Origin of the sequence: Dysgonomonas sp. UBA7630 (genome assembly GCF_002483985.1) — a bacterium.
Classification (GTDB): Bacteria; Bacteroidota; Bacteroidia; order Bacteroidales; family Dysgonomonadaceae; genus Dysgonomonas.
On record NZ_DLIY01000018.1, the window covers coordinates 211612 to 233896 of the forward strand.

At 37.1% G+C, this 22285-nt stretch carries 14 protein-coding genes and 1 tRNA gene; 12 read left to right on the plus strand and 3 right to left on the minus strand.

Annotated elements, in window-relative coordinates:
- Positions 1-72: 72 nt before the first annotated feature.
- A complete protein-coding gene (locus B3P17_RS08020) occupies positions 73-1134 on the minus strand; it encodes a S66 peptidase family protein (protein WP_252637743.1) in 1062 nt (353 codons plus the stop codon).
- Positions 1135-1421: 287 nt separating this feature from the next.
- Between B3P17_RS08020 and B3P17_RS08025 the strand changes: the two genes are divergently transcribed.
- The 10 genes from B3P17_RS08025 to B3P17_RS08070 all read left to right on the plus strand — a co-directional run bounded on the left by B3P17_RS08025 (position 1422) and on the right by B3P17_RS08070 (position 10941).
- Positions 1422-1676: a hypothetical protein gene (locus tag B3P17_RS08025; protein ID WP_135105462.1), complete on the plus strand. Its 255-nt coding sequence runs from the start codon at positions 1422-1424 to the stop codon at positions 1674-1676.
- A 29-nt stretch (positions 1677-1705) separates the two neighbouring features.
- Positions 1706-3400: a glutamine--tRNA ligase/YqeY domain fusion protein gene (locus B3P17_RS08030; RefSeq protein ID WP_291104937.1), complete on the plus strand. Its 1695-nt coding sequence runs from the start codon at positions 1706-1708 to the stop codon at positions 3398-3400.
- Positions 3401-3728: 328 nt separating this feature from the next.
- Positions 3729-5147, plus strand: a complete 1419-nt coding sequence (locus tag B3P17_RS08035; RefSeq protein WP_252637741.1) for a tetratricopeptide repeat protein — start codon at positions 3729-3731, stop codon at positions 5145-5147.
- Positions 5148-5314: 167 nt separating this feature from the next.
- A tRNA-Lys gene (locus B3P17_RS08040) sits at positions 5315-5387 on the plus strand.
- A gap of 239 nt (positions 5388-5626) precedes the next feature.
- The gene (locus tag B3P17_RS08045; RefSeq protein ID WP_291104941.1) at positions 5627-6781 is read left to right on the plus strand and encodes a site-specific integrase; all 1155 of its coding nucleotides are present in this window, start codon (positions 5627-5629) and stop codon (positions 6779-6781) included.
- A 571-nt stretch (positions 6782-7352) separates the two neighbouring features.
- Positions 7353-8447, plus strand: a complete 1095-nt coding sequence (locus B3P17_RS08050; protein ID WP_006844266.1) for an NAD(P)H-dependent flavin oxidoreductase — start codon at positions 7353-7355, stop codon at positions 8445-8447.
- Complete coding sequence (locus B3P17_RS08055) at positions 8440-9486, plus strand: GTP pyrophosphokinase (protein ID WP_006844265.1); 1047 nt, start codon at positions 8440-8442, stop codon at positions 9484-9486. Before B3P17_RS08050 ends, B3P17_RS08055 begins: the two co-directional genes overlap by 8 nt.
- 63 nt (positions 9487-9549) lie before the next feature.
- Positions 9550-9789, plus strand: a complete 240-nt coding sequence (locus tag B3P17_RS08060; RefSeq protein WP_006844264.1) for a hypothetical protein — start codon at positions 9550-9552, stop codon at positions 9787-9789.
- A gap of 152 nt (positions 9790-9941) precedes the next feature.
- On the plus strand, positions 9942-10232 hold the full coding sequence (locus B3P17_RS08065) for an RNA recognition motif domain-containing protein (RefSeq protein ID WP_291104949.1): 291 nt from the start codon (positions 9942-9944) through the stop codon (positions 10230-10232).
- Positions 10233-10380: 148 nt separating this feature from the next.
- Positions 10381-10941, plus strand: a complete 561-nt coding sequence (locus B3P17_RS08070) for a helix-turn-helix domain-containing protein (protein ID WP_288210247.1) — start codon at positions 10381-10383, stop codon at positions 10939-10941.
- Between the two features lie 84 nt (positions 10942-11025).
- Here the strand turns inward: B3P17_RS08070 and B3P17_RS08075 are convergent, their stop codons facing one another.
- A complete protein-coding gene (locus B3P17_RS08075) occupies positions 11026-19731 on the minus strand; it encodes a GH36-type glycosyl hydrolase domain-containing protein (RefSeq protein ID WP_291104955.1) in 8706 nt (2901 codons plus the stop codon).
- Positions 19732-19933: 202 nt separating this feature from the next.
- Here B3P17_RS08075 and B3P17_RS08080 point away from each other — a divergent pair, with 202 nt between their 5' ends.
- Entirely contained in the window at positions 19934-20068 is a 135-nt protein-coding gene (locus B3P17_RS08080; protein ID WP_006844260.1) for a hypothetical protein, read from the plus strand.
- 252 nt (positions 20069-20320) lie between these two features.
- On the opposite strand, the gene B3P17_RS08085 is transcribed toward B3P17_RS08080, so the two are convergent.
- Positions 20321-21316 carry an acyl-ACP desaturase gene (locus tag B3P17_RS08085; protein WP_006844259.1) on the minus strand — a complete coding sequence of 332 codons (996 nt, stop codon included), beginning with the start codon at positions 21314-21316 and terminating at the stop codon, positions 20321-20323.
- Between the two features lie 395 nt (positions 21317-21711).
- On the opposite strand from B3P17_RS08085, the gene B3P17_RS08090 reads away from it, so the two are divergent.
- On the plus strand, positions 21712-22107 hold the full coding sequence (locus B3P17_RS08090; RefSeq protein ID WP_291104960.1) for a hypothetical protein: 396 nt from the start codon (positions 21712-21714) through the stop codon (positions 22105-22107).
- The last annotated feature ends 178 nt before the right edge of the window (positions 22108-22285 follow it).

Below are 22285 nucleotides of genomic sequence, written 5' to 3' on the forward strand. Positions count from 1 at the left end.
AAACATGTCGTTTGCAACTATATAGTCCTCTGATCTCAACGAAACTTTTATAAAAATAGATGAACGAGTTTCTTAAATAACAGATCTTTCGAGTAGTTTTACTGTCATATTCGTTGCATCCAGTTCTGCTTTTATTCCGATCGGGAAAGTAAAGTTATTATCGATGTGTCCAAATGATAATCCATGCACTGCCGGAATATTTAATGGCTTAATCCGATCCTCGATTACTTCCCTGAGCGTAAATGAATTTGGAGCGGTTGACTTTTCTGATTTGTCACAATCTTTATTAACTCCGATTGCAATTCCGGCAGCTTTAGTTAATTCTCCTGTAGCTATCAGTTGGGTCAGCATTCTGTCAATTCTGTATGGTTCTTCTCCAACGTCTTCAATCATCACGATTTTGTTTTTTAAGCCTATTTGATAAGGAGTTCCTATCATAGAACAGATGAGAGTCAGATTGCCCCCTGTTAGTTCCCCTTTCGCCTTGCCGTGATTTATTGTGTATCGTTCGTATATCTTCTCTTCTTCCGCTTTCAGGAGATCTTCCGGTGCACTTACTATTGTATATCTGTCGGTCGGATTAACTGCAATATCTTTGAATTGTTTTCTCGAATAATGGTTATCCAGTAGCTTAGCTACAGGGCCATGAAATGTTATCAGTCCTGTCTTTTTATATATCGAATTGATGAGGGCCGTATCGTCGCTAAATCCCATAATAAGCTTCGGGTTCTTCTTAATTAGGTTGTAGTCTACCATATCAAGAATTCGGGCACAACCATATCCTCCGGCAGCAAAGATTATTCCTTTTATTTCAGGATTTTTAATCATATTGTTAAATTCCTCGGCTCTTTCTTTGTCCGTTCCACTAAAATAGCCATACTGGTCGAGGATCTTTTCTGAATATACCGGCTCAAAGCCAAGTTGCCTTATATTCTCTATGGATGATTGCAACCCGCTTTCGCTTAACAGCCAAGCCGGAGCCATCAGCCCGACTTTATCGCCGAGGTTTAATCTGGCGGGTTTTATAACTTTATTCGTTGCTTTGTATGATTCGTTTCTTGCTGCCAATTTGTAGGGAAGCAGCGAAACCAAAGACAAACCAATCCCTACATTTAAAAAGCTTCTTCTATTCATATCTCTTGTTTATGATTTTGCGGGAACATTTATCTTCCGTAAGATCATACGCGTTAATGTTTTGACGAATAACTAACTTAAGACAAAGATATAATATTGTCACTGTTTTCGCTTCAAGATTTTAATATTCTTCATTGACTAAAATTTGAACAGACCCCAATTAAGCTCTTAATCCTCAAAAAAGAATCTATCTGAAAGTGCAAAATGCATAACCTTCAACTTATAACTCACAACTTACAACTCATAATCCAAAAAAACATATCTTTGTATCTTAATTTTTTTATGAAATGAAACATTTTGTGTCTTTTATTTTTATTTTATTTATGTTCGCCTCCTGTTCGTCATTGGATAGTGACGCAAAAAAAGCGGCCGAACTGAATAAAGAATCCTTGAAATATGTAAAAGAACTTGATTTGGAAAAGGCGGAAAAATTATATATGGAAGCTCAAGAAATCATATCTGAATACAAGGGCACGGATAAAAATGAGGAATTTCTGCAAGCATATTACAAGTACCTTACAGAAGAAACAAAAGCAAACTAATCTGGGAATAAATAAAATCCTATACTTATATGTCTGAAAATACGTTGAATACGGAAGAACCTAAGAAGAGTCTTAATTTTATAGAGGCTATTGTTGAGAATGACCTGAAAGAAGGTAAAAATGACAGCCGTGTACAGACTCGTTTTCCGCCCGAACCGAATGGATATTTACATATCGGGCACGCAAAAGCTATCTGCATAGACTTTGGTATAGCACAGCAGTATGGAGGAGTATGTAACCTTCGGTTTGATGATACCAATCCTGTAAAAGAAGAAGTAGAATATGTAGATTCTATCATGGACGATATACACTGGTTGGGATATGACTGGGCAAATGTATATTATGCATCCGATTATTTCCCTCAGTTATGGGATTTTGCAGTACAATTGATAAAAGAAGGAAAAGCTTATATAGACGAACAATCGGCCGAAGAAATAGCGAAGCAAAAAGGAACTCCTACCGAACCCGGAGTTGCCAGCCCATATCGTGACCGTCCTATTGAGGAGAGCCTCGATTTATTTCAAAAGATGAACGAAGGTGTTTTTGAAGAAGGAAGTATGGTACTTCGTGCTAAGATAGATATGGCTGCTTCGAATATGCATTTTAGAGACCCTATCATATATCGTATTATCAATCGTCCGCATCATCGTACCGGAACTACATGGAAGGCTTATCCAATGTATGATTTTGCACACGGACAATGCGATTATTTCGAAGGTGTGACTCATTCGTTGTGTACGCTTGAGTTTGTACCTCATCGTCCACTTTACGATTGGTTTATAGATCAGTTGGCAACAGACAGCTATCGCCCTCATCAATATGAATTCAATAAATTGCAATTTACATATACTTTGCTTAGTAAGCGCAATTTGCGAGCGATGGTAGAAGAAGGTATTCTTAGCGGTTGGGACGATCCTCGTATGCCTACCATTACCGGATTCCGCCGAAGAGGATATACTCCTGAGTCTATTTGTATACTAATGGATAAGATAGGTTATACGAAGTATGATGGTGTTAACGATATTGGCTTGTTTGAGTTTGCTATACGAGAAGACCTCAATAAAAAAACGACTCGTGTATCAGCTATTCTTGACCCTGTTAAGCTTGTGATTACAAACTATCCTGAGGATAAGACAGAAGTGATGGTGGCTCAGAACAATCCTGAAGATGAAAACTCGGGAAGTCATGATATCTTGTTCTCTCGTGAACTGTATATAGAGCGTGACGACTTTATGGAAGATGCTCCTAAGAAATATTTCCGTCTTACGCCGGGTAATGAAGTGCGTTTGAAAAATGCTTATATCGTAAAATGCACAGGCTGTAAGAAGGATGAGGCAGGAAATGTGATAGAGGTATATGCTGAGTATGATGAGCTCACAAAAAGCGGTATGCCCGAAAGCGGACGCAAGGTGAAAGGAACTATACATTGGGTTTCCGTTCAAGATTCTTTCGATGCTGAGGTGCGTTTATACGACCGCTTATTTATGGTTGAAAATCCAGCTGATGATGGAAGAGATTTCAGAGAGCTTTTGAACCCTGATTCATTAAAAGTACTTAAAGGCTGCAAGATGGAGTCTTATCTCAAAAGTGCGGTGGAAGGGGATAAATTCCAGTTTCAACGTACAGGCTATTTCTGCGTAGATAAAGATTCTACTCCCGGGAATATGGTCTTTAATCGTACTGTGTCTCTTAAAGATTCTTGGGCAAAGGCAAAAGATAAGTAATTAATTTTATCTATTATATAGTATTGCGTTCTTTACGTTGTGGAAATATTTCAGGCGTATGGAACGCAATTGTTTTTAGGTGGCAATTTGAAGTATCGTAAAAAGTGTCACTTTTTGGGTGATCAGTAAAATGCTTGTGTATTCCATATTTTTGTTATAATTGGATTGCGTTAGGTCTTGGGGTATATGAACATTAGCCCGATGGCAGAAGCTTTGGTTTTAAATTCATTAACTATAACCAGGTGGATTAAAGATTGATATTGCAAGTTGCACTGAAACAACCTAAAAAAGAGTTACCTTTGTAGCCTTTTATGGATTAATTATAATAATGTCGAAAAAAGATATATCAATACTCGTAACAAAATATGAGCAGTCGGTAGAGTCGGGCAAGCCTATTTATCTTGATGCAGACGAATTTGACGAACTGGCGGAATACTATGATTCTCTAGACAAAACAGATGCAGCAAGGAGGATTGTTGATGCCGGGCTTACCATACATCCGGCTAATAGTTCTTTGCTGGTGAAGAAGGCTAAGTTTGCGGTCTACGACGGTAAATATACGGAAGCTTTAGAGATCATAAATATGTCGTCATCGGAATATGACTTTGATCTGTATCTGCTTAAAATAGAATGCTACCTCCAACTCGAGCTTTATATGGAAGCATATAAGCTGACCGAAGAAATGCTAGACAAAGAAGAGGATGAAGATCCTGAAACGATCTTCGCCGAGCTGGGTTTTCTCCATGTTGAGGCTGACTGTTTTAAGGAGGCTGTTTCTTACTTTGAAGAGAGCCTGAAGCATAATCCCGAAAATACAGATGTATTGTCTGATCTGGCCTATTCATACGAAATGCTCGACAATTTTGATGCAGCAATAGAGACTACAAATAAAATTCTGGATATTGAGCCCTATACGTATGAAGCTTGGGTTAATCTGGGAAAGCTATATTCCCTCAGAGAGGAGTTTGAGAGGGCGATAGACGCATTTGACTTTGCTCTTACCATTAACGACTCGGATGACAATGTACTGAAGTTAAAAGCACACTGTTTATCATTGGCCGGAAGGGCTGAAGAGGCGATTGAGATCTTTAATGAACTGCTGCAAACGAGTTCAGGGGATAGCTCTATACATTTTCTATTGGCAGAATGCTATCAGTCTCTTGATATGTTTGACGAAGCTTTGTCGGCTCTCGAAGAATATGAAAAGCTGAATGGAGAGACTTCCGAATCTATTTCGAGAAAGGCATACGTTTTTCTACAACAGAAAGAATATAATAAGGCTTCACAGATAGTGCAGAAGGCACTGGCCTCAAACCCTGATTTTTTTGACCTGAATATGATAGCAGGGGAGATTGAGTTTAAGCAAGAGCGCTATGACAAGGCAAGAGAGTATTATTTAAATATCTATACTGAGGATAACGAAAACTTTCACCTGACCGACAGGCTAGCTCTGGTTAGCATCAAGGAAGAGGATTATGAGAAGGCTGCTTATTATACAGAAAAGCTGTTAGATCTCGATCCTAATAATCTGGCGGTGAAAGAGCGATTGGCTTTGCTCTATTTTGAGATGGACGATAATGAGCATTTCAATGAAATACTCGATCAGTTTACCGATAAGGAGCTTCTTTCATTGTTTCAGCTTATTTATATTCCACAAAATCCGAACTTATTTGATAGAGATACTTTGATAATTTATCTGAATAAAGCTCGTGAGGCAAGAACTCTATTCAAAAATTTGAAATATTAACATTTTCCCATCATTGTGTATAGTGTATTATTTTTCAGATTATTATCTATCAAGTATAATGATGAAGAATAGCGAATTGAAGGAATGTAGGGAATTTTTTATTCCATTTATTTGGTAAATAAATATTTTCAACTACCTTTGCACTCGCTTTGATAAAGCAACAGGGAGATTCCGTAGCTCAGCAGGTAGAGCACATCACTTTTAATGATGGGGTCCTGGGTTCGAGCCCCAGCGGGATCACTAGCAAATGATGCAAAAAGAAGTAAAACCTTGATTTTCAGTAGAAAGTCAAGGTTTTTTCTTTTGACCAAATAGACAGAAAAGGGCAATTTACGACAGTATATACATGCCTAAATCGTGGACAAGCAAGCGTGCGAAAAATGGTCCACGATTTTGAGCATTAGTCATTATTTGTCAGCAACTTACCTTATGACTACTTGATGGTTTAAACGTAATTTTAACCACAAAAAAGTAGTAAAATGAAACAAAAATCCTTTCATGTTTTATTCTTTCTCAAAAAGAATAAAATCAAAGCAAACGGAGAAGCCCCTATTGCCATGAGAATCACTGTAGATAAGCGATTCTGCGAAATGTTTGTCCGAAGAAGTGCATTAGTAGAGAATTGGGATCAGGCCAAAGGAAAACTAAAAACCAAGGACAAACTATCAACTGAGATCAATATGTATATTGATACGGTCAGAGCTAAAATTCAGAATATCCACAGGCAACTCGAAGCCGACAACCTCGAAATATCCGCAAAAGAAATATGTAATCGCTTTTGTGGTGTTGAAGAGAAACACAAAACCCTTATTGACGTTTTTGAGGAGCATAATAAAGAGATAAAGCAATTACAAGGTAAAGGTTATGCTCAAAAGACTATAATCCGCTTTGAGGGTACAGTAAGATATTTGAAAGAGTTCCTAAAGAAAGAGTACAAGAAGTCAGATATCAATTTAAAGGATATTGATCTACCCTTCATTCAAAAATTCGATACCTTTTTAAAGACGGAGAAGAATTGCGCCCAAAACACCGCTATCACTCGACTGAAGCAGGTAAAAAAGATTATGCGTATAGCGTATTCTAATGACTGGATTCAGAAAGACCCTTTTATGACTTTCCGATTCAAGTTCGAGGAAACAAATATTGAGTTTCTGACACAAGAAGAATTGAATTCTATTATTCAGAAGGATTTCTCTATTGAAAGACTAAGCACAGTCAAAGATATTTTTCTGTTTCAATGTTTTACGGGATTGGCATTCTCGGATATTGAGCAATTAAAGTCTGAGCATTTGGTAAAGGACAACAACGGCTCATTATGGATTCGCAAGAATAGGCAGAAAACGAATAACATGTGTAACATTCCTTTAATAACAGCAGCAAAGATGCTTATAGATAAATATGCGAACCATCCTGATTGTATTGAAAAAAATGTATTGTTTCCTGTACCTACTAATCAACGTATGAATTCTTATTTGAAGGAAATTGCCGATTCGTGCGGAATAACAAAGAAGCTTAGCACCCATGTAGCAAGACATAATAAAGCCCATTGTTATCTATTAATCAATCGATTACGTAGTATTCGCCTTTCGACAGGTAACGATTTAGAAACCAGCTTAGTTCTTAGATATGCTTAATTTCCTCACTATACAAAGAGCGACTTATCTTTTGCAAAGATATAAAATGCTTTATTCTAATGTTTCTTTTTCTGTACTTTTTTCTAATTTTCACTTGAAGAAGTTGATCGCAAACTATAGATAAGAATTCTGTTGTATATGAACAAGCATTTCTATACAATTTCCATTTCTTCAAAAAGTATTCTGCATGTCTTTTGGGGTTTTCTACGAATATATACTTTCATATGCTCCCTTATTATTTCAGAATTTTATTACTTTCAGCGAGATTCAGGTTGAGAGTATTACTAAAATGATCGAATATATCAATGTTTATGCTAAAGTTATAAATAAAAAAATGAAAATATTTTAATAAGATATTACAAAACAACAAATAAGTCGATTTGTTTCCGTATCTTACATGTCTAACAATATAGTTTTTATTGTATCTTTTCTTCACAATGATTTGCTCCGCCTCTGTTTGCGGATCTTCCCATCGTCAAAATCGACAACAAAATCAACTCGCTTGTTTATAGTATTAATCAGTTATGAGAGCCTATAATGCGGTTGATCATGACACATTTTTGTAAATAAGATGAAATCATTTTTTATAGGGAATATGGAAGTAAAACTTCCGGTTGTCCAAGGTGGAATGGGTGTAGGTGTGTCTTTATCCGGTTTAGCATCGGCGATGGCTAATGAAGGAGGTATAGGTGTTATATCATGTGCTGGTTTAGGCCTCATTCATAAAGGTCACGGAAATTTCATAAAGAATAGTATTTGGGGACTGAAAGAAGAATTGCGTTTAGCCAGAGAAAAGACAAAAGGTATAATTGGTGTCAATATAATGGTTGCCTTATCTAATTTTGCAGATATGGCACGTACCGCCATCGCTGAAAAAGCAGATATAATATTTGCAGGTGCAGGCCTTCCGTTGGATTTACCATCCTATCAAACTGCCGATAGCAAAACTAAATTAGTGCCTATTGTTTCCTCATCCCGTGCCGCAAAGATAATTTGTGAGAAATGGTATAATAACTACAGTTATTTGCCGGATGCGATAGTTGTAGAGGGACCAAAAGCCGGAGGGCATTTAGGATTTAAAAGAGACCAACTTGATGATGAGCAGTATTCTCTTGAACAAATAATTCCAGAAGTTATAAAAACGGTAGCTTCATATAAAGAAATAAAAACGATATCAGTTATTGCCGCAGGTGGGATATCTTCAGGAGGGGATATATACCGTTTTATCGAAATGGGAGCATCAGCTGTACAGATGGGAACAATATTTGTTACTACAGAGGAATGCGATGCTTCAGAAGCCTTCAAGCAGGTCTATCTTACAGCTAAAGAAGACGACTTAATGATAATCAACAGTCCCGTAGGGATGCCCGGGCGTGCCATCAAAGGAGAATTTCTCAAACGTGTTGCCGAAGGATTAGAAGTTCCTAAAAACTGTCCGGTACATTGTATAAAAACTTGTGACTATACTAAGAGCCCCTATTGTATAATGAAAGCATTATTCAATGCATCTAAAGGCGATATGAAAAAAGGATATGCTTTTGCCGGAATAAATGCTCATCTGGCCCAGAAAATAAGTAGCGTTAAAGAAGTTGTGTGCAAATTGAAAGAAGAATTTGCTATAGCAGAAAAAGTAGCATTATCAGCAATAGTTCTATCTCATGGATGATAATTTGATAGAAGAAACCGTCAAAAGATACATCAGAGAATATGATCGTTATAAAAAACTGGCCGATATAGTTTTTGATATATGCCAGATCATAGTCGAAAAGAATCTGACTGTCAGAGCTACTGTTCAACACAGAGCTAAAAGTCCGACAAGTCTGACAGAGAAATTAAGGAAAAGCAGCAAATACCAAACTGTAAACAGTGTATTTGATGGAATTAGCGACCTTGCAGGTGTGCGTATTATAACTTATCAGGAAACAGACAGGCCGAAAGTCGTAGAGGAGATTCGGCGAACTTTTATTGGTAAGGGTAATGATAAAATCAGAATTGAAGTTAAAGACAAGAATGGCGATAATGGCAAATACTATAAAGCGACTCACTGTCAGGTAGCTTTACCTTCCGAATATCTTATCGATAATCTTAATTTAAAAAATACGACGTGTGAAATTCAGGTTTGCAGCCTATTGTCACATGTATATAATGAAATTGAACATGACTTGCAATATAAGCCCCGGAAAGGAAATTTATCAAAAGATGAAAAGCTTTTGATCGATCAGTTAGGGCTTATAACAAAATCGGGAGATATAACTATTCAACGGTTATTGGAAGCTACAAATGAAAGATTGAAACTTCAGGAAGGTGAGTTTGTCGATGTACATGATTTTACTGTGAGAATGGGAGAATTACTGAATGTTGGAGAACTATTTGCAAATAATGCGGGGTTATTATACGATGAGTTTTTAAACTTAAAATTGGATTCTCCCGAAACAATTATCTCTGAGCTCCTTACTAAAGGGGAAACTCTGATTGATGTTGCAAAATATGAATATGACAAACTGACCCAATATATAGCAAGAAGAAATATAAATATAACAATAGATAAAACATCTTCAGACCTCTTGTTATTAGTTCTATTAAGAAAAAAAATTATAACTATACTTAAAGATCACCCTGTTATTTCGGAAAATGATCGTTCATCCCGCTTATTGCGAATAGCTCAAATATATAAAGATATGGTTTCTGAAAAACAGATGAAATGATAGCTATTGAACAACTCTTTCGTATTTGTAAAAATAGAAAAGGCAGATTTTAAAAAAACAAAAATGGCAGCAAAACAAAGCTCTTCGATAAACAGGAAAGAGGGAGAGATAACTCGCTCTGAAAGAACTTCGGCCACTCAGCAGGCTGAATCTGTATTGAAAAATGTAAAGGAAAAAAATGGGTCTGTTATTCATGTCATAATTAGCGAAAGGACAACAATTGAACTGCCGGCGCATTTGTCTCAGGAGGAAATAGATGCCCGAGTGGATAAATATATCAGATTGCATAAATCAAAGATATAAATCGCAGAACAGCTATTTCTATATAAACAAAGATATTTTAGCAATAATATGGTAACATCCAATTTGAAAAGTGGTCTAAGAGGCATGATGAATGCTGTAAGGATCGGCCTAACCAATAAGGATGTCTCCAATAATAATTAATAATAAAAAGAATGAACATTTACGTATCGAATCTAAACTTTAGCACAACAAGCGAGAGTTTGCAAGAATTATTTACAGCCTATGGCGAAGTAGAATCTACTAAGATTATTACAGACAGAGAAACTGGAAGATCGCGTGGATTCGGCTTTGTTGAAATGCCTGATGATGCAGAAGGCCAAAAAGCTATCGATGAGCTAAACAATGCTGATTATGAAGGCAAGACGATCACTGTAACTATTGCTCGTCCTAAAACGGATAGAGCTAGCGGAGGTTATAACAACCGTGGTGGAAATCGTTACTAATCAAACGAACTGATGTATAATTTCAAACGGGTAGGTGTAATTACTTACCCGTTTTTTGTACTCATTTAGAATATAAAACAATATATTTTATATCCTCCTTCAAATAAGCCTTAATAAATCAGCATATTACAATCAAATAAACACTCCAATGAAGATATATATCAAATATATGGTTAGTCGCCGTTGTATAATGATGGTGAAATCCAATCTTGAGGAGATTGGAATCAAATATTCTAGCGTTCAGTTAGGCGAAATAGAGACTTTAGAGAAAATTTCAATTGAACAGCAAGAGCAGCTTCGTACAATACTATTGAAATCGGGACTTGAATTGATGGATGATAAAAAGGCAATCCAGATAGAACAAATAAAAACTATAATTATAGAACTTATACATCACTCTAGAGAAGAATTAAAAGTAAACTTTTCTGATTATCTGAGTAAAAAATTAAATAACAACTACACTTATCTAGCCAATTTATTTTCGGAGGCTGAAGGTATTACGATAGAACATTTTATTATTATACATAAAATAGAAAAAGTTAAAGAATTAATTCTTTATGATGAATTGAACCTTGCCGAAATTTCCTACAAATTACATTATAGTAGTGCTGCTCACTTATCCAATCAATTTAAAAAAGTGACCGGATTAACTCCTACTTTTTACAAAAACCTTAAAAATAAACGTCGCAATAATATTGAGAATTTATAAAAGCCTCCTCCAAAGGCTTTTATTTGACCGTTGAATGAAGCTTTTATGTTTATACCTTCTAGAGGCTCTATAATTCACATATTGTTACTTTCTAATCCACATGTCCACAAAATGTTCTGTACAATCATTCTTCATATGTAGAGTGTTTAAATCATTCTGCTTCTGCCCATCTAAAATAAGATAGGGTTCTATAGAATCTTCGACTTGATTGAACGTAATATGATAAACAGTCTCTTGAAAACGATAATGTACTTTGTAACTATTCCATTCTTTCTTCAAATGGGGAGTTAGAAGTAGTTTATCTCCCACACGATTGATGCCTAACAATATTTCTATCAACAAACGATACATCCATGATGCTGAACCGGTGTACCACGTCCAGCCTCCTCGTCCGAGATGCTGAGGGTTTGTGTACACATCGGCAGCTACCACATAAGGCTCAACTTTATAAATGGCAATATCTTCTGCAGTAGCGCCATGTTGTATAGGATTCAGTAAATCGAAAAGTTCCCATGCTTTATCCGTTTCTCCCATCATAGCAAAAGCCAACGCTGTCCAGATAGCTGCGTGAGTATATTGCCCTCCGTTTTCACGGACTCCCGGAATATATCCTTTTATATAACCCGGACTTAGAGATGATTTGTCAAATGAAGGAGTAAACAATCGGATGAGTTTGGCTTCTCTTTCAACTAACTGCATATCAACTTCATTCATAGCCATTACCGAACGCTCCTTATCTCCTGCACCACTAATTACCGACCAACTTTGAGCAATAGAGTCAATCTGGCATTCTTCATTCAAGACAGAACCGAGAGGACTACCGTCATCAAAAAAGGCTCGACGATACCATTTGCCATCCCAAGCATGTAACCTGATGTTTTTTTGCAATTCTTTTGCTTGATCTACACAGTACTGAGCAAAAGGTTCATCATTGCGAAGCCTTGCCACATCCGAAAACTTGACTAATACATCGTACAAAAAGAAACCAAGCCAAACGCTTTCACCTTTTCCTTCTTTTCCTACCAGATTCATACCATCGTTCCAATCACCGCATCCCATGAGAGGTAAACCATGTACGCCGAATTTAAGACCGTACTTAATACTCCTCACACAATGCTCGTAAAGGGATGCTGATTCGGCTGAATGATTGGGCTGATCGTAATATGATTCTTCGTCTGCCCGTAGCTCCCGACCTTCGATAAACGATACAATCTCACCTAAAATGTCATTATCCCCAACACTCGAAATATATTGACATACAACATAAGGCAACCACAAATAATCGTCCGAAAAATGCGTTCGAACCCCTCTGTTCATTGGTGGATGCCACCAATGTTGCACATCACCTTCCGTAAACTGATGCGCGGCTGCACGAAGTATTTGTCTTCGGGTTATATCGGGTTCAACATGAACCAGAGCCATTACATCCTGTAATTGATCGCGGAAACCATATGCTCCGCCTGATTGGTAGAATCCCGAACGTGCCCAAATACGGCTACTCAATGTTTGATACAACAACCAACCGTTAGCCATTACATTGATCGAAGAATCAGGAGTATCTACTTTGATTCCACCAAGTGTTTGATTCCAATAATTACGAACATTATCCAATGTTTGTTGTGAAGATCCGATTTGTCGATAACGACGGACTAATTGTTTCATCTCCTCTTTATTCTGAGCAAAACCTAATTTGAAACGAGTTTCTTTAGTTTTCCCTTCTGCTAAATCAAAAACAATTTGAACGGCTCCACAAGCATCTATGCCTGCTCCTGTTTTTCCTGATAGACGAGTATGCTTCATCGCTTCAGGATCAGATAAACTTCCATTTTGCCCAATAAATTCTTTTCGATCGCCTGTCACCGTTCGGGTCTCATTGACATCTATAAAAGCAATCTTTCCTGCGAAATCTGAGTTATAGAAATTATGAGCAAAAAGCACCCCTGTTTCTATATCGACCTCCGTCTGAGTATGTAAAAGACTTTTGGATTTTTTCTCTGCCAACGCCCATTCATAATAGCCGGTAACAGATAAGTTCCGCGGACGATTGGAGATATTCTTTATTTTTAAGATTGTGAATTTTATAGATGTGTCCAAAGCCACATACATCCACAGTTCTGATTTTATTCCATTTTCAGTATGCTCAAAGACAGTATAGCCAAAACCATGTCGAATAACATAAGGGGTATTTCCTCTTGCGGGATATGGTGTTGGAGACCAATACTGTCCGGTTTCTTCGTCGCGAATATAAAAGGCTTCACCCGATGAGTCCAGAATTGTATCGTTATGCCAAGGTGTAATACGGAACTCATGTGCATTTTCGCCCCAGGTATAAGCGCTACCGCTTTCAGATACCACCGTTCCAAAATGTTCATTTGCCAATACATTACACCAAGGAGCGGGTGTCGATTCTCCCGGTTTTAATGTAATAACATACTCCTGCCCATCGGGCGTAAATCCTCCAAAACCATTAGAGAAAATTAAATTACGCTGAGCTAATTCAGTTTCTACTGTTGTGTTTACAGTACGTGTTGGTTTTAATATCGAAGTCTGAACATCTGTAGTTAACTTACCTTCCATTTGGTCGAATAATGTCCCTTGCTCATCATCTATTACAATTCGGGCAACGGACTGAAGAAGCAATATATCTTCATGTGGCATATGCTCTATCCGTCGAACATAAATGCCACCTTGCTTTTCTAAAAACGTAGCATCTACGCCACTATGTATCAGGTTTATTATCTCATCATACAATGATTGGCGATACACCGATGTGTCTTCATTCAATATAACAAGATCAACTATTAACCCCTTCATTCGCCAGTAAGCATGTGCCAAAACCAATTGACGTACCAGCTCTATATTTGTTATATCCTTTATTCGCAATAACACTAACGGAATATCACCAGAAATACCATAACTCCACAATCCGTTTTGTCCGCGTCTGTTGTTTTTTAGGATATTCGGATCTGTCCTGAACAAAGGGTTAGCATAAACCAAAGCTCCTGCCATTTTAGCAAAAATCTGAGCTTCGGTCTCGGTAATATTAAGTTGATAAAGAACCACCTGACTGTGAGTCCATGCCAATTCGAAAGCACGATCGGTCATACGGATGTTCTGGTATTTATCCGATAGGGACAATGCCCCCAGATGCGTGTCGGACATGCCAAGTAGCACATATACTTTTACACTCTTTCGGGCTGGAATAATGATCGACCGTCGCAATGCAATACAGGGGTCAAGAACAGAACCCTCGCTGTTTGATAAGGTTCCGGATTGCCTCATTGCCAAAGGCTTTGCCAATGAATGTCCACGACCAATAAAAGAAGCCCTGTCTGTTTCGCATGAAACGTCATTTTCCTGATCTTGCCCGGATAACAACAAATGCAGCAAGTATGGTGGGGTTTCCTCCTGCGAACGAGGACGCCGGGTACATAATATAGAGGAGGCTGCTGCATTAAATTCGGTTTGTACAAACAAGTTATTGAACGCCGGGTGCGCTTCATCAGCATCTTGCGATGATATAACCACTTCGCTGTATGTAGTCAATTCTACTCTCCGAGGCTTATTCGTATGGTTGGTTAAGGTTATTCGCCTCAGTTCCATATCATCCTCGGGTGAAACACATATGGTTGTTCTTACTTCCAATTTAGAATGTTGTTGCTTAAATTCGGCATAAGCCTGAGTGAATTTTACGCTATAATCATCAGAAGAACTTGGTATCGGTTGGTTCCCGATCGGCCAGTATTCTCCTGTATCAACATCGCACAAGTAAACAAACAAGCCATGACAACCTGTCGTTGCATCTTCACGCCAACGGGTGACTGCTAAATTATTCCATCGACTATAGCCTCCGCCACCGTTATTTATCATTATCTGATAACGTCCGTTAGACAATAAGTTAACTTCAGGCGGTATGTTTTTATTGTCAAAAACTCGAGTGTAATATACACTATTGGATAACAGTGGATTAATTCCTTCAATCTCAAACTTAGAATCATCCGATATAACATCGATCTTTATATTATGAGGATTTTTCTCCTGTAACAGAGGTTCAAAAGCCTTAATCATAGGGCAAGACATAAAACGCTCCTGCATCTTATTTCCTTTCATTATGTTGGATATCGAGACAAGTCCCATACCTTGATGATGTGCCATATAGGAATGAACAGCTATGCTTGTTGCATTTAACGGCAGATGAGATGGGGTATAATCTACAGCCTCATAATAACCATACATACCTTCAAAGCCGTTATCGGCAAGCCGTTCCAAGTTTTCGCATGCTTTCCGCGAATTAACCATCAGTGCCAGAAGAGTGGCATAAGGAGCAATCACCAGATCTTTTGACAGACCTCGCTTCAATCCCAAACTTGGTATTCCGAAAGCTTTATATTGATAATTGAATTGAGTATCTGTGCGATTTAATCCTGATTCTGAAATTCCCCAAGGAATATCGAATTTCTTGCCGTATTCTATTTGCTCATAGATGACTCCTTTGTAGGTTTGATCGAGCAATGTTTGCTCATAATTTGGCATAACTAACAGTGGCATCAGATATTCGAACATAGAGCCACTCCATGAAACCAATATAGGTTTGCCCTGCGAAAAAATCAGTAATCTGCTTAGCGAAAACCAATGCTCTAACGGAATTTGTCCTTGAGCTATGGCTACATAACTACACAAGCGTGCTTCGGAAGCTAACATATCGTACGAACCTTGATCCATCCGTTGTTCGATGACATTATATCCGATCGAGAATAACTTCTTTATTGGATCATATAAAAAGGCAAAATCCATTTTGGCAAAACTATCACTTTGCAGTGCCAATACATTGAGAATTTGTATTCTTTGTTTTGCATTCTTTATTGCGTTTTTCAGGTAAGCCTGCCATTGTGTAAAGCATTTTATTTCTCTATCAGCAGATAGATTCTCTTTGCCGGACAATTGGTCTAATACAGATTGAATTTGTGAACAAATACCGGTAGCTTCTAAATTGGCTATTTGTGTTAACGTAGGCACATAATCTAGAGCTTCCAGTGTAGAAATTACATGATTCATCTGTTCATCTGCAATACTTTCTCCCGATCTTTCAACAGGAACAGGAAGTGATATGGCAAGCCAAGGGGCAAGAAAAAGCATTTCGTCAACATACTCTTTACAGTTTTTCTTTAATATCGCACCCCATGAGCTTAGTATGGCATCATCGGATGATAAAGTATTATTGATCTGTTCGATTTGTTGTTCTGCCGATTTTAAAAGGGCAAACGCGGCAGTTAAAGTCTCGGGCAAAGGTTTAAGCAATTCCTTTTCGAATAGAATCAAAGCCTTATTTTTGCAGTCAATGTTTCTCATTGTCTGTACAGTGTCAAGCATCCCTTCGAAAATAACAGGCTTGTAAATATTGTCTTCTTCCAATTCCCTTAGCCCTTGAGCAAGTGTAAGCAAATGTCCTGTCAGATTACCACTATCTACACTCGATACATACAACGGAAGCATTGGCTCAAGTGTTTCGGTATTGTACCAATTATACAGATGCCCCCTGTGTTTTTGCAGTTTTGTCATTGTATCGAAAGTCAACGTAGTTCGTTCTACAAGCTTTCCGGCTGTCAGGTATCCTAAATCAAAGGCGGATAAATTGGCTAATAACGACAGACCAATATTGGTAGGAGAAGTACGGGAAGCAATAGCAGGATTGGGTGTCTCCTGATAATTGTCGGGTGCTAACCAATTCTCTTTTTCATTAACAAATATCTCGAAAAAATGCCAGGTTTTACGGGCTATACGGTGTAGTAAAAGATCTTGCTCATTTGTTATGTGAGATATTTGGGGGATTGTGGGACAACTTGCGCGCCAAGCGATATATGGAGCAATTATCCATATAAATAAAAACGGAGAAATGTATAGCATGATAGGGTTGTACATACCTAACGATATTCCGCAGAAGATAGCCATTACGGGCGAAAACCACATTCTATTATAGAATCCCGACAGCGTATTAACTGCTTTTTTCTCTACATCGGCAGAGGTTTGCCATTGCATCAGATGTTTATGAGATATAGTGAGTCGCCAAAGAGTGACAATAATTGCTTTTACACATAGATAGGCTTCGTATGGGAGAACAACTAATGCAAATAAAACCTGTTTAAATTGATGCATGCTTTTTTCTAAGACCTCCCATAAATGGAGTTTCCACGATTGGTCCTTTGCTTTGCGTAAAGAATTGGTTATATTCTCCAATACAAAAGGAAGAGCGATAATGAGAAGAATCAACAATAGACCTGACCAAAGTTTTTGAGGAAACAATGTTGCAAATCCGATCAAGAATAACAATGTTGCAGGCGAGACTATACTTCGACGTAAATTATCAAGTATTTTCCATTTGCTTAAACTCGAAATAGGATTTCGGGAAAAACCTTTACCCGAATTAGGAACGCAAGGCAATATCCATTGTAAGATTTGCCAGTCGCCCCGTATCCAGCGAAAACGACGGTTTGCATCCATATTATAACCCGAAGGAAATGATTCGGAAACTTCTATATCACTGACAAGTCCGGAACGTATATAGGATGATTCCAACAAATCGTGGCTAAGTATTTTGTTCTCAGGAAAACGGTTATTTAAGCTGGTTTCAAAAGCATCTACATCATAAATACCTTTACCCATATAAGAACCTTCGTGAAACACATCTTGATAGACATCGGATACAGTTCGTGTGTAAATATCAATACCCGAGTCGCCTGTAAACAAGCGTGAGAAAGGGGAACATTGACTGCTGACAAGATTGGACGAAACGCGAGGTTGAAGAATACCATAACCCCGAATTACAACATTACGTTTCACATCAAGTTCTGCCTGATTCAGCGGGTGAGCCATTGTTCCTATCAGCTTATGAGCAGTGTCGGGCGACAATTGTGTGTCTGCATCTAAGGTTATCACATACTTAAAGCTTAGCAATATAGACAGTTCTCCTTCAATGCGTGAGAAGCAATTGTTTTCCGTTCCTCTTAGTAATGAATTAAATTCCATTAGCTTACCTCTTTTTCGCTCATGTCCCATCCATGTTTTTTCTTTCGGATTCCGTTGACGAGGACGGTGAAATAGATAGAACAAAGTGCCGTTATCAATCCTGTACTTTTTATTGAGATTTTCAATTCCCAAACGTGCCCGGTTGAGCAAGAGATCATCGGAGGCCTCTTTTTCGTTAGGAGCATCCGGAAAGTCTGTCAATAATCCAAAATGAAGGTTGGTATTTCTATTCGACAGATAATGAAGTTCCAATTGGGAGATAAGACTATCAATATTTTCTTCATTCGAAATGATGGTTGGGATAACAACCATTGTACGGTATTCGATCGGTATCGATTTGGAAAAATCGAGCCGAGGTAGAATATCCGGTTTTGCAAAAAGTGTAATTATCCAATTGACGAAGAATACTGTAAACTGGCTAATGAAAATAAGAAAGAGAAATGATAAAATTATGAAATACCAATGTGTTATTGATATTTCTTTAGATTGAAAGACAGAAACAAATAGGATAAATCCTAGTAGAGATAATATAGCTATAGATCCGGCATAAACAGCTAAGGGAGCACCTCTTAATACATTTTTTATTCTTGTCGAGACAGTCTTTTTTACATCAATTTCTTTTTCGAGTAAATATTTTCCATCACCTATTAAAAAATAGCCTACATGAGCTTGTCGTGTGCCTGTATCTTTATACAATTGGGTTAATGTAATTGCAGATTGAGCGATTTCAATCTCTGATCTAAGGCTGTTTTGTGCTAATGATTCTATAATATGTCTATAATGGTCACGAGTATTAAAATCCATAGATCCATAAGTTCCGGAGGGATCTTTAAGTAAGATTTGCTCTACAATACTTTGTTTTTCAACAAATATTTTCCAGTCGGTTGTATTTATAAACCGGAGACTATTTATGATATGACTAACAGATAATTGATTTGCTGCCTGATTTTGATTTTCCTGATAGATCAGTTCGTCTATAAAAAGCCCGTCCTCCGCCAGTTTTTGTTCAAGCCAATTCCGGGCTATCTGTAATGCCGAATTTTGAGACGATAACCGTTGACTGAATTCCGATACGAAAGAACCGGATGTCGGGATATCGGAATGGGACATATCAGCTACTATCTCAATCAATTTGGAGGGCTTTTTGAGAGCGGTATCTTCCAACTTGTCGACCCACAGTTTTGCTATATCTCGATGTTTCGTATTTAACTGTAATCGAGTTGCAATACGTTGCAAATTTTCGATTAACGCCAACCGTAACATGATAGGAATTGCCCATAACTCTCCTATCTTGAGGGCAGATTTTATTTGGTATGTCTTATAAAAAGCAGAAAGCGATTCTATATCAATCTGAGAATCCGTATGGGAGATGAGTTCTATGACTGAAGAATATATACGGGGTATCCCTTTATATTCACCTTTTAAGAGACAAGGAAGTTCTTGGTTATACTCCTTGGGGTAGTGATGTCGGGCTAATAAAATATGCTCTTCAATTAAATAAAAATTGTCGATCATCCATTCGATAGCGGGAGTTACATAACTTCGATTGCTACTTGTTAACATTTCATTATTGAAATCGTGCAGAACACCATCATTATAATCTAATTGCTCTCGCAGATAATTACTCTGTGTACTCCCTGTTGCCTGATGATCCTCTCCAAGTGCTTTCGAATACTCTGCCAACTGTTCTGTATTAAACAATTCACCGTAAAAAGGTTTATTATTGACTTTGTTTTGGAATTTCTTATAACTTCTAAAATCTAACATATTTGTTTCTTCTGTTTATTTTAAAAGGTATGCTGATTTATGGGAATTTGTGTTACATAACATTTTCAATAAGTTACATAATTCATAGATAAAGCCATGAAAACGGTTGAAACTATTAATTATGTAACTTATAGTTTTAATTATGTAATATATTTTCGATAAGAAATCCTGATCTTGAAAAATTATTTAAAACAAAAAAACTATGTCAAAAGAAGAAAAAGGAAAAGATAGAGCAGACAGAAAAGCTCCTCAAAAGAATCTAAAAGAGAAACGAGCGGATAAGGCTAATAAGCGAGCAGAAAAGAATCGCAAAGGGTTGGATGACTTGAAAAAATAACGATTAGGGTCTGGGCATTGTTTATAGTTGGGAACAATTATACTTCTTCGTTTTGCGCTATTCTGCTAACTACAATTCTAAGCGAATCGACGTATTTTAACATTTATACATGATGGAATTCTTTAATATGCTCTTATCTGTGTTTAATTGACTTTATTTATTCAAATTCGACTTTCTGTAATAACTTCTTAAATAAGAGTTTATCTTTCACCTGTATTGCCACGAATAATGACAATACTTCGTCCAATGGTATTATTTCACAGCGGGTTGTACCCATTTGAAAATATACGAATCAACTGGAATAATCAATCGTTCTGATATTTTAGACATACGTACAGGAAGCTTCATCAAAAAATCACGGGCACGTTCAGCTTCGTCTGTTAATCCCGTAATTTTATCTATCTGCCATTTGTCTATCAGCTTTTGCATAATATCCACATAATCGGCAGCTGTATATACCCCTATACGCTGTGCAGCATTTGAAAATTGTTCGAAGGCTGTGCTTATTTTCTCCTTAGATTCTCTAAGGAAGTGAGCAGGCATAACTATCTTTTGTTTCATCATATACTGGAACGCGAGCATCATTTCACTCGGGTCTACCTCAAATATACGCCTGACAAATTCGCTGTAAGCATGGTGATGCCGCATTTCGTCACTTGCAATACGTTTACACATCCTTGACAATTTTTCGTTGCTCATTTTTTTAGCTATTTCTGCTACACGATTGTGCGAAATGAAGGTCGCTAACTCCTGAAAGCTGGTATATACAAAGTTTTTGTACGGATCTCTTCCTGTACCAATATCAAAACCGTCATTGATGAGATGTTGTGTAGTTTGCTCAATCTCTCTCATATTCACTCTGCCCGATAAATAAAGATATTTGTTTAATAAATCGCCGTGACGGTTTTCCTCACCTGTCCAATGTCTGATCCATTTTGACCAACCGTTACGCTTTTCGCCATCTACATTGTCTATACCTTCTACGTCCATTAACCACGATTCATAAGTGGGTAAAGCCTCTTCTGTGATGGTGTCCCCGACCAATACGACCCAGAAATCGTAAGGAAGCTCTTTGGCCAGTTCGCGTAATTCTTTTACATCTTCAAAGAAAGTTTCTTTCTCTGAGTCAGGAAGATAATCAGTCGGTTGCCATATTTTTTCAACAGGAACCAGAAACTGGGTAATAAAATTATCTACATTCTTTTCTAAGAAGTGCATGACTTCTAAACGGATATTTGTAATTGACATTGTACTATATTAATTAATGCCTTCTACCACTGATCTTTTTTTTCTCAAAAACTTTCGAGAAGGGTAATCTTTTACAGTAAAAAGCTGGTGTATTGTAAAGGTAGAATTATTTTCAAGTACTAATAGTAAATTGCTTTATTTTGTCATTTTCTACAAGTTATTAATAGTTAAATGCTTATTATATAAGTGGATGAGATGAATTTCCATAAATTTTATTTTACTCGTTTCTTTATGAAAGATTTATAGTGAATTACTCTGTTGAATAAGGTTATAAACTATTTGTACTTCAATCTAGAACTGATAAACAATATTCGTTAATTTGTTGTGAAATAACCAACTAATAATTCTTTCAAATGTTTATTATAATAGGAATATATTATTCAAAACAAAAACAAATGAAAAAAAATATCATTTTTACAATTATGCTGATAGGCATATCGCTACCTGTTTTTCTTCACGGGCAAAATGTGGTAATCAGTGAAAAGACATCATCTGAAATAACTAAAATTAAGGAGAAAGAAGCAAAAGAAATTAAGAATGCAGAGGAACAACAAGAAAAAAATATTGAAAAGGCGAAGAAACAACAAGAAAAGAACAATAAAAAATCATCTGAAAAAGCGAGAAAAGATGCAAGTAATGATGTAGAGAAAAGAGCCAATAAAGATCAACAAAAATTAGAAAAATCTACTCTCAAGGCTATCGAAAAAGCAGAAAAGTCAAAAATGAAAGCCCGACAAAAAGCTGATCGTAAAATAAAAGAAATTCAAATCAAGGAAGGTGTCGTTCTTTAAGAAGTTTAAATTATTAGTAGGTTAATTAACAGTAATTTATTAAACGAAATATATGTAATTACTGTTTTAATATAGCGAGTGTAAGATGTTTGCATAATATTACATTTCGTAGAGAGAGGCCCGCCGGAAGACGATCACCTCTCTCATCTATTAAAAGCGGGCACTGCCCATAAAAGTG

Coding starts and splice junctions, on each gene's coding strand:
- B3P17_RS08045 (WP_291104941.1), top strand. CDS start 5,627: ATGAAACAAAAATCCTTTCATGTTTTATTCTTTCTCAAAAAGAATAAA.
- B3P17_RS08050 (WP_006844266.1), top strand. CDS start 7,353: ATGAAATCATTTTTTATAGGGAATATGGAAGTAAAACTTCCGGTTGTC.
- B3P17_RS08090 (WP_291104960.1), top strand. CDS start 21,712: ATGAAAAAAAATATCATTTTTACAATTATGCTGATAGGCATATCGCTA.
- B3P17_RS08070 (WP_288210247.1), top strand. CDS start 10,381: ATGAAGATATATATCAAATATATGGTTAGTCGCCGTTGTATAATGATG.
- B3P17_RS08035 (WP_252637741.1), top strand. CDS start 3,729: ATGTCGAAAAAAGATATATCAATACTCGTAACAAAATATGAGCAGTCG.
- B3P17_RS08055 (WP_006844265.1), top strand. CDS start 8,440: ATGGATGATAATTTGATAGAAGAAACCGTCAAAAGATACATCAGAGAA.
- B3P17_RS08075 (WP_291104955.1), bottom strand. CDS start 19,731: ATGTTAGATTTTAGAAGTTATAAGAAATTCCAAAACAAAGTCAATAAT.
- B3P17_RS08060 (WP_006844264.1), top strand. CDS start 9,550: ATGGCAGCAAAACAAAGCTCTTCGATAAACAGGAAAGAGGGAGAGATA.
- B3P17_RS08065 (WP_291104949.1), top strand. CDS start 9,942: ATGAACATTTACGTATCGAATCTAAACTTTAGCACAACAAGCGAGAGT.
- B3P17_RS08030 (WP_291104937.1), top strand. CDS start 1,706: ATGTCTGAAAATACGTTGAATACGGAAGAACCTAAGAAGAGTCTTAAT.
- B3P17_RS08025 (WP_135105462.1), top strand. CDS start 1,422: ATGAAACATTTTGTGTCTTTTATTTTTATTTTATTTATGTTCGCCTCC.
- B3P17_RS08080 (WP_006844260.1), top strand. CDS start 19,934: ATGTCAAAAGAAGAAAAAGGAAAAGATAGAGCAGACAGAAAAGCTCCT.
- B3P17_RS08085 (WP_006844259.1), bottom strand. CDS start 21,316: ATGTCAATTACAAATATCCGTTTAGAAGTCATGCACTTCTTAGAAAAG.
- B3P17_RS08020 (WP_252637743.1), bottom strand. CDS start 1,134: ATGAATAGAAGAAGCTTTTTAAATGTAGGGATTGGTTTGTCTTTGGTT.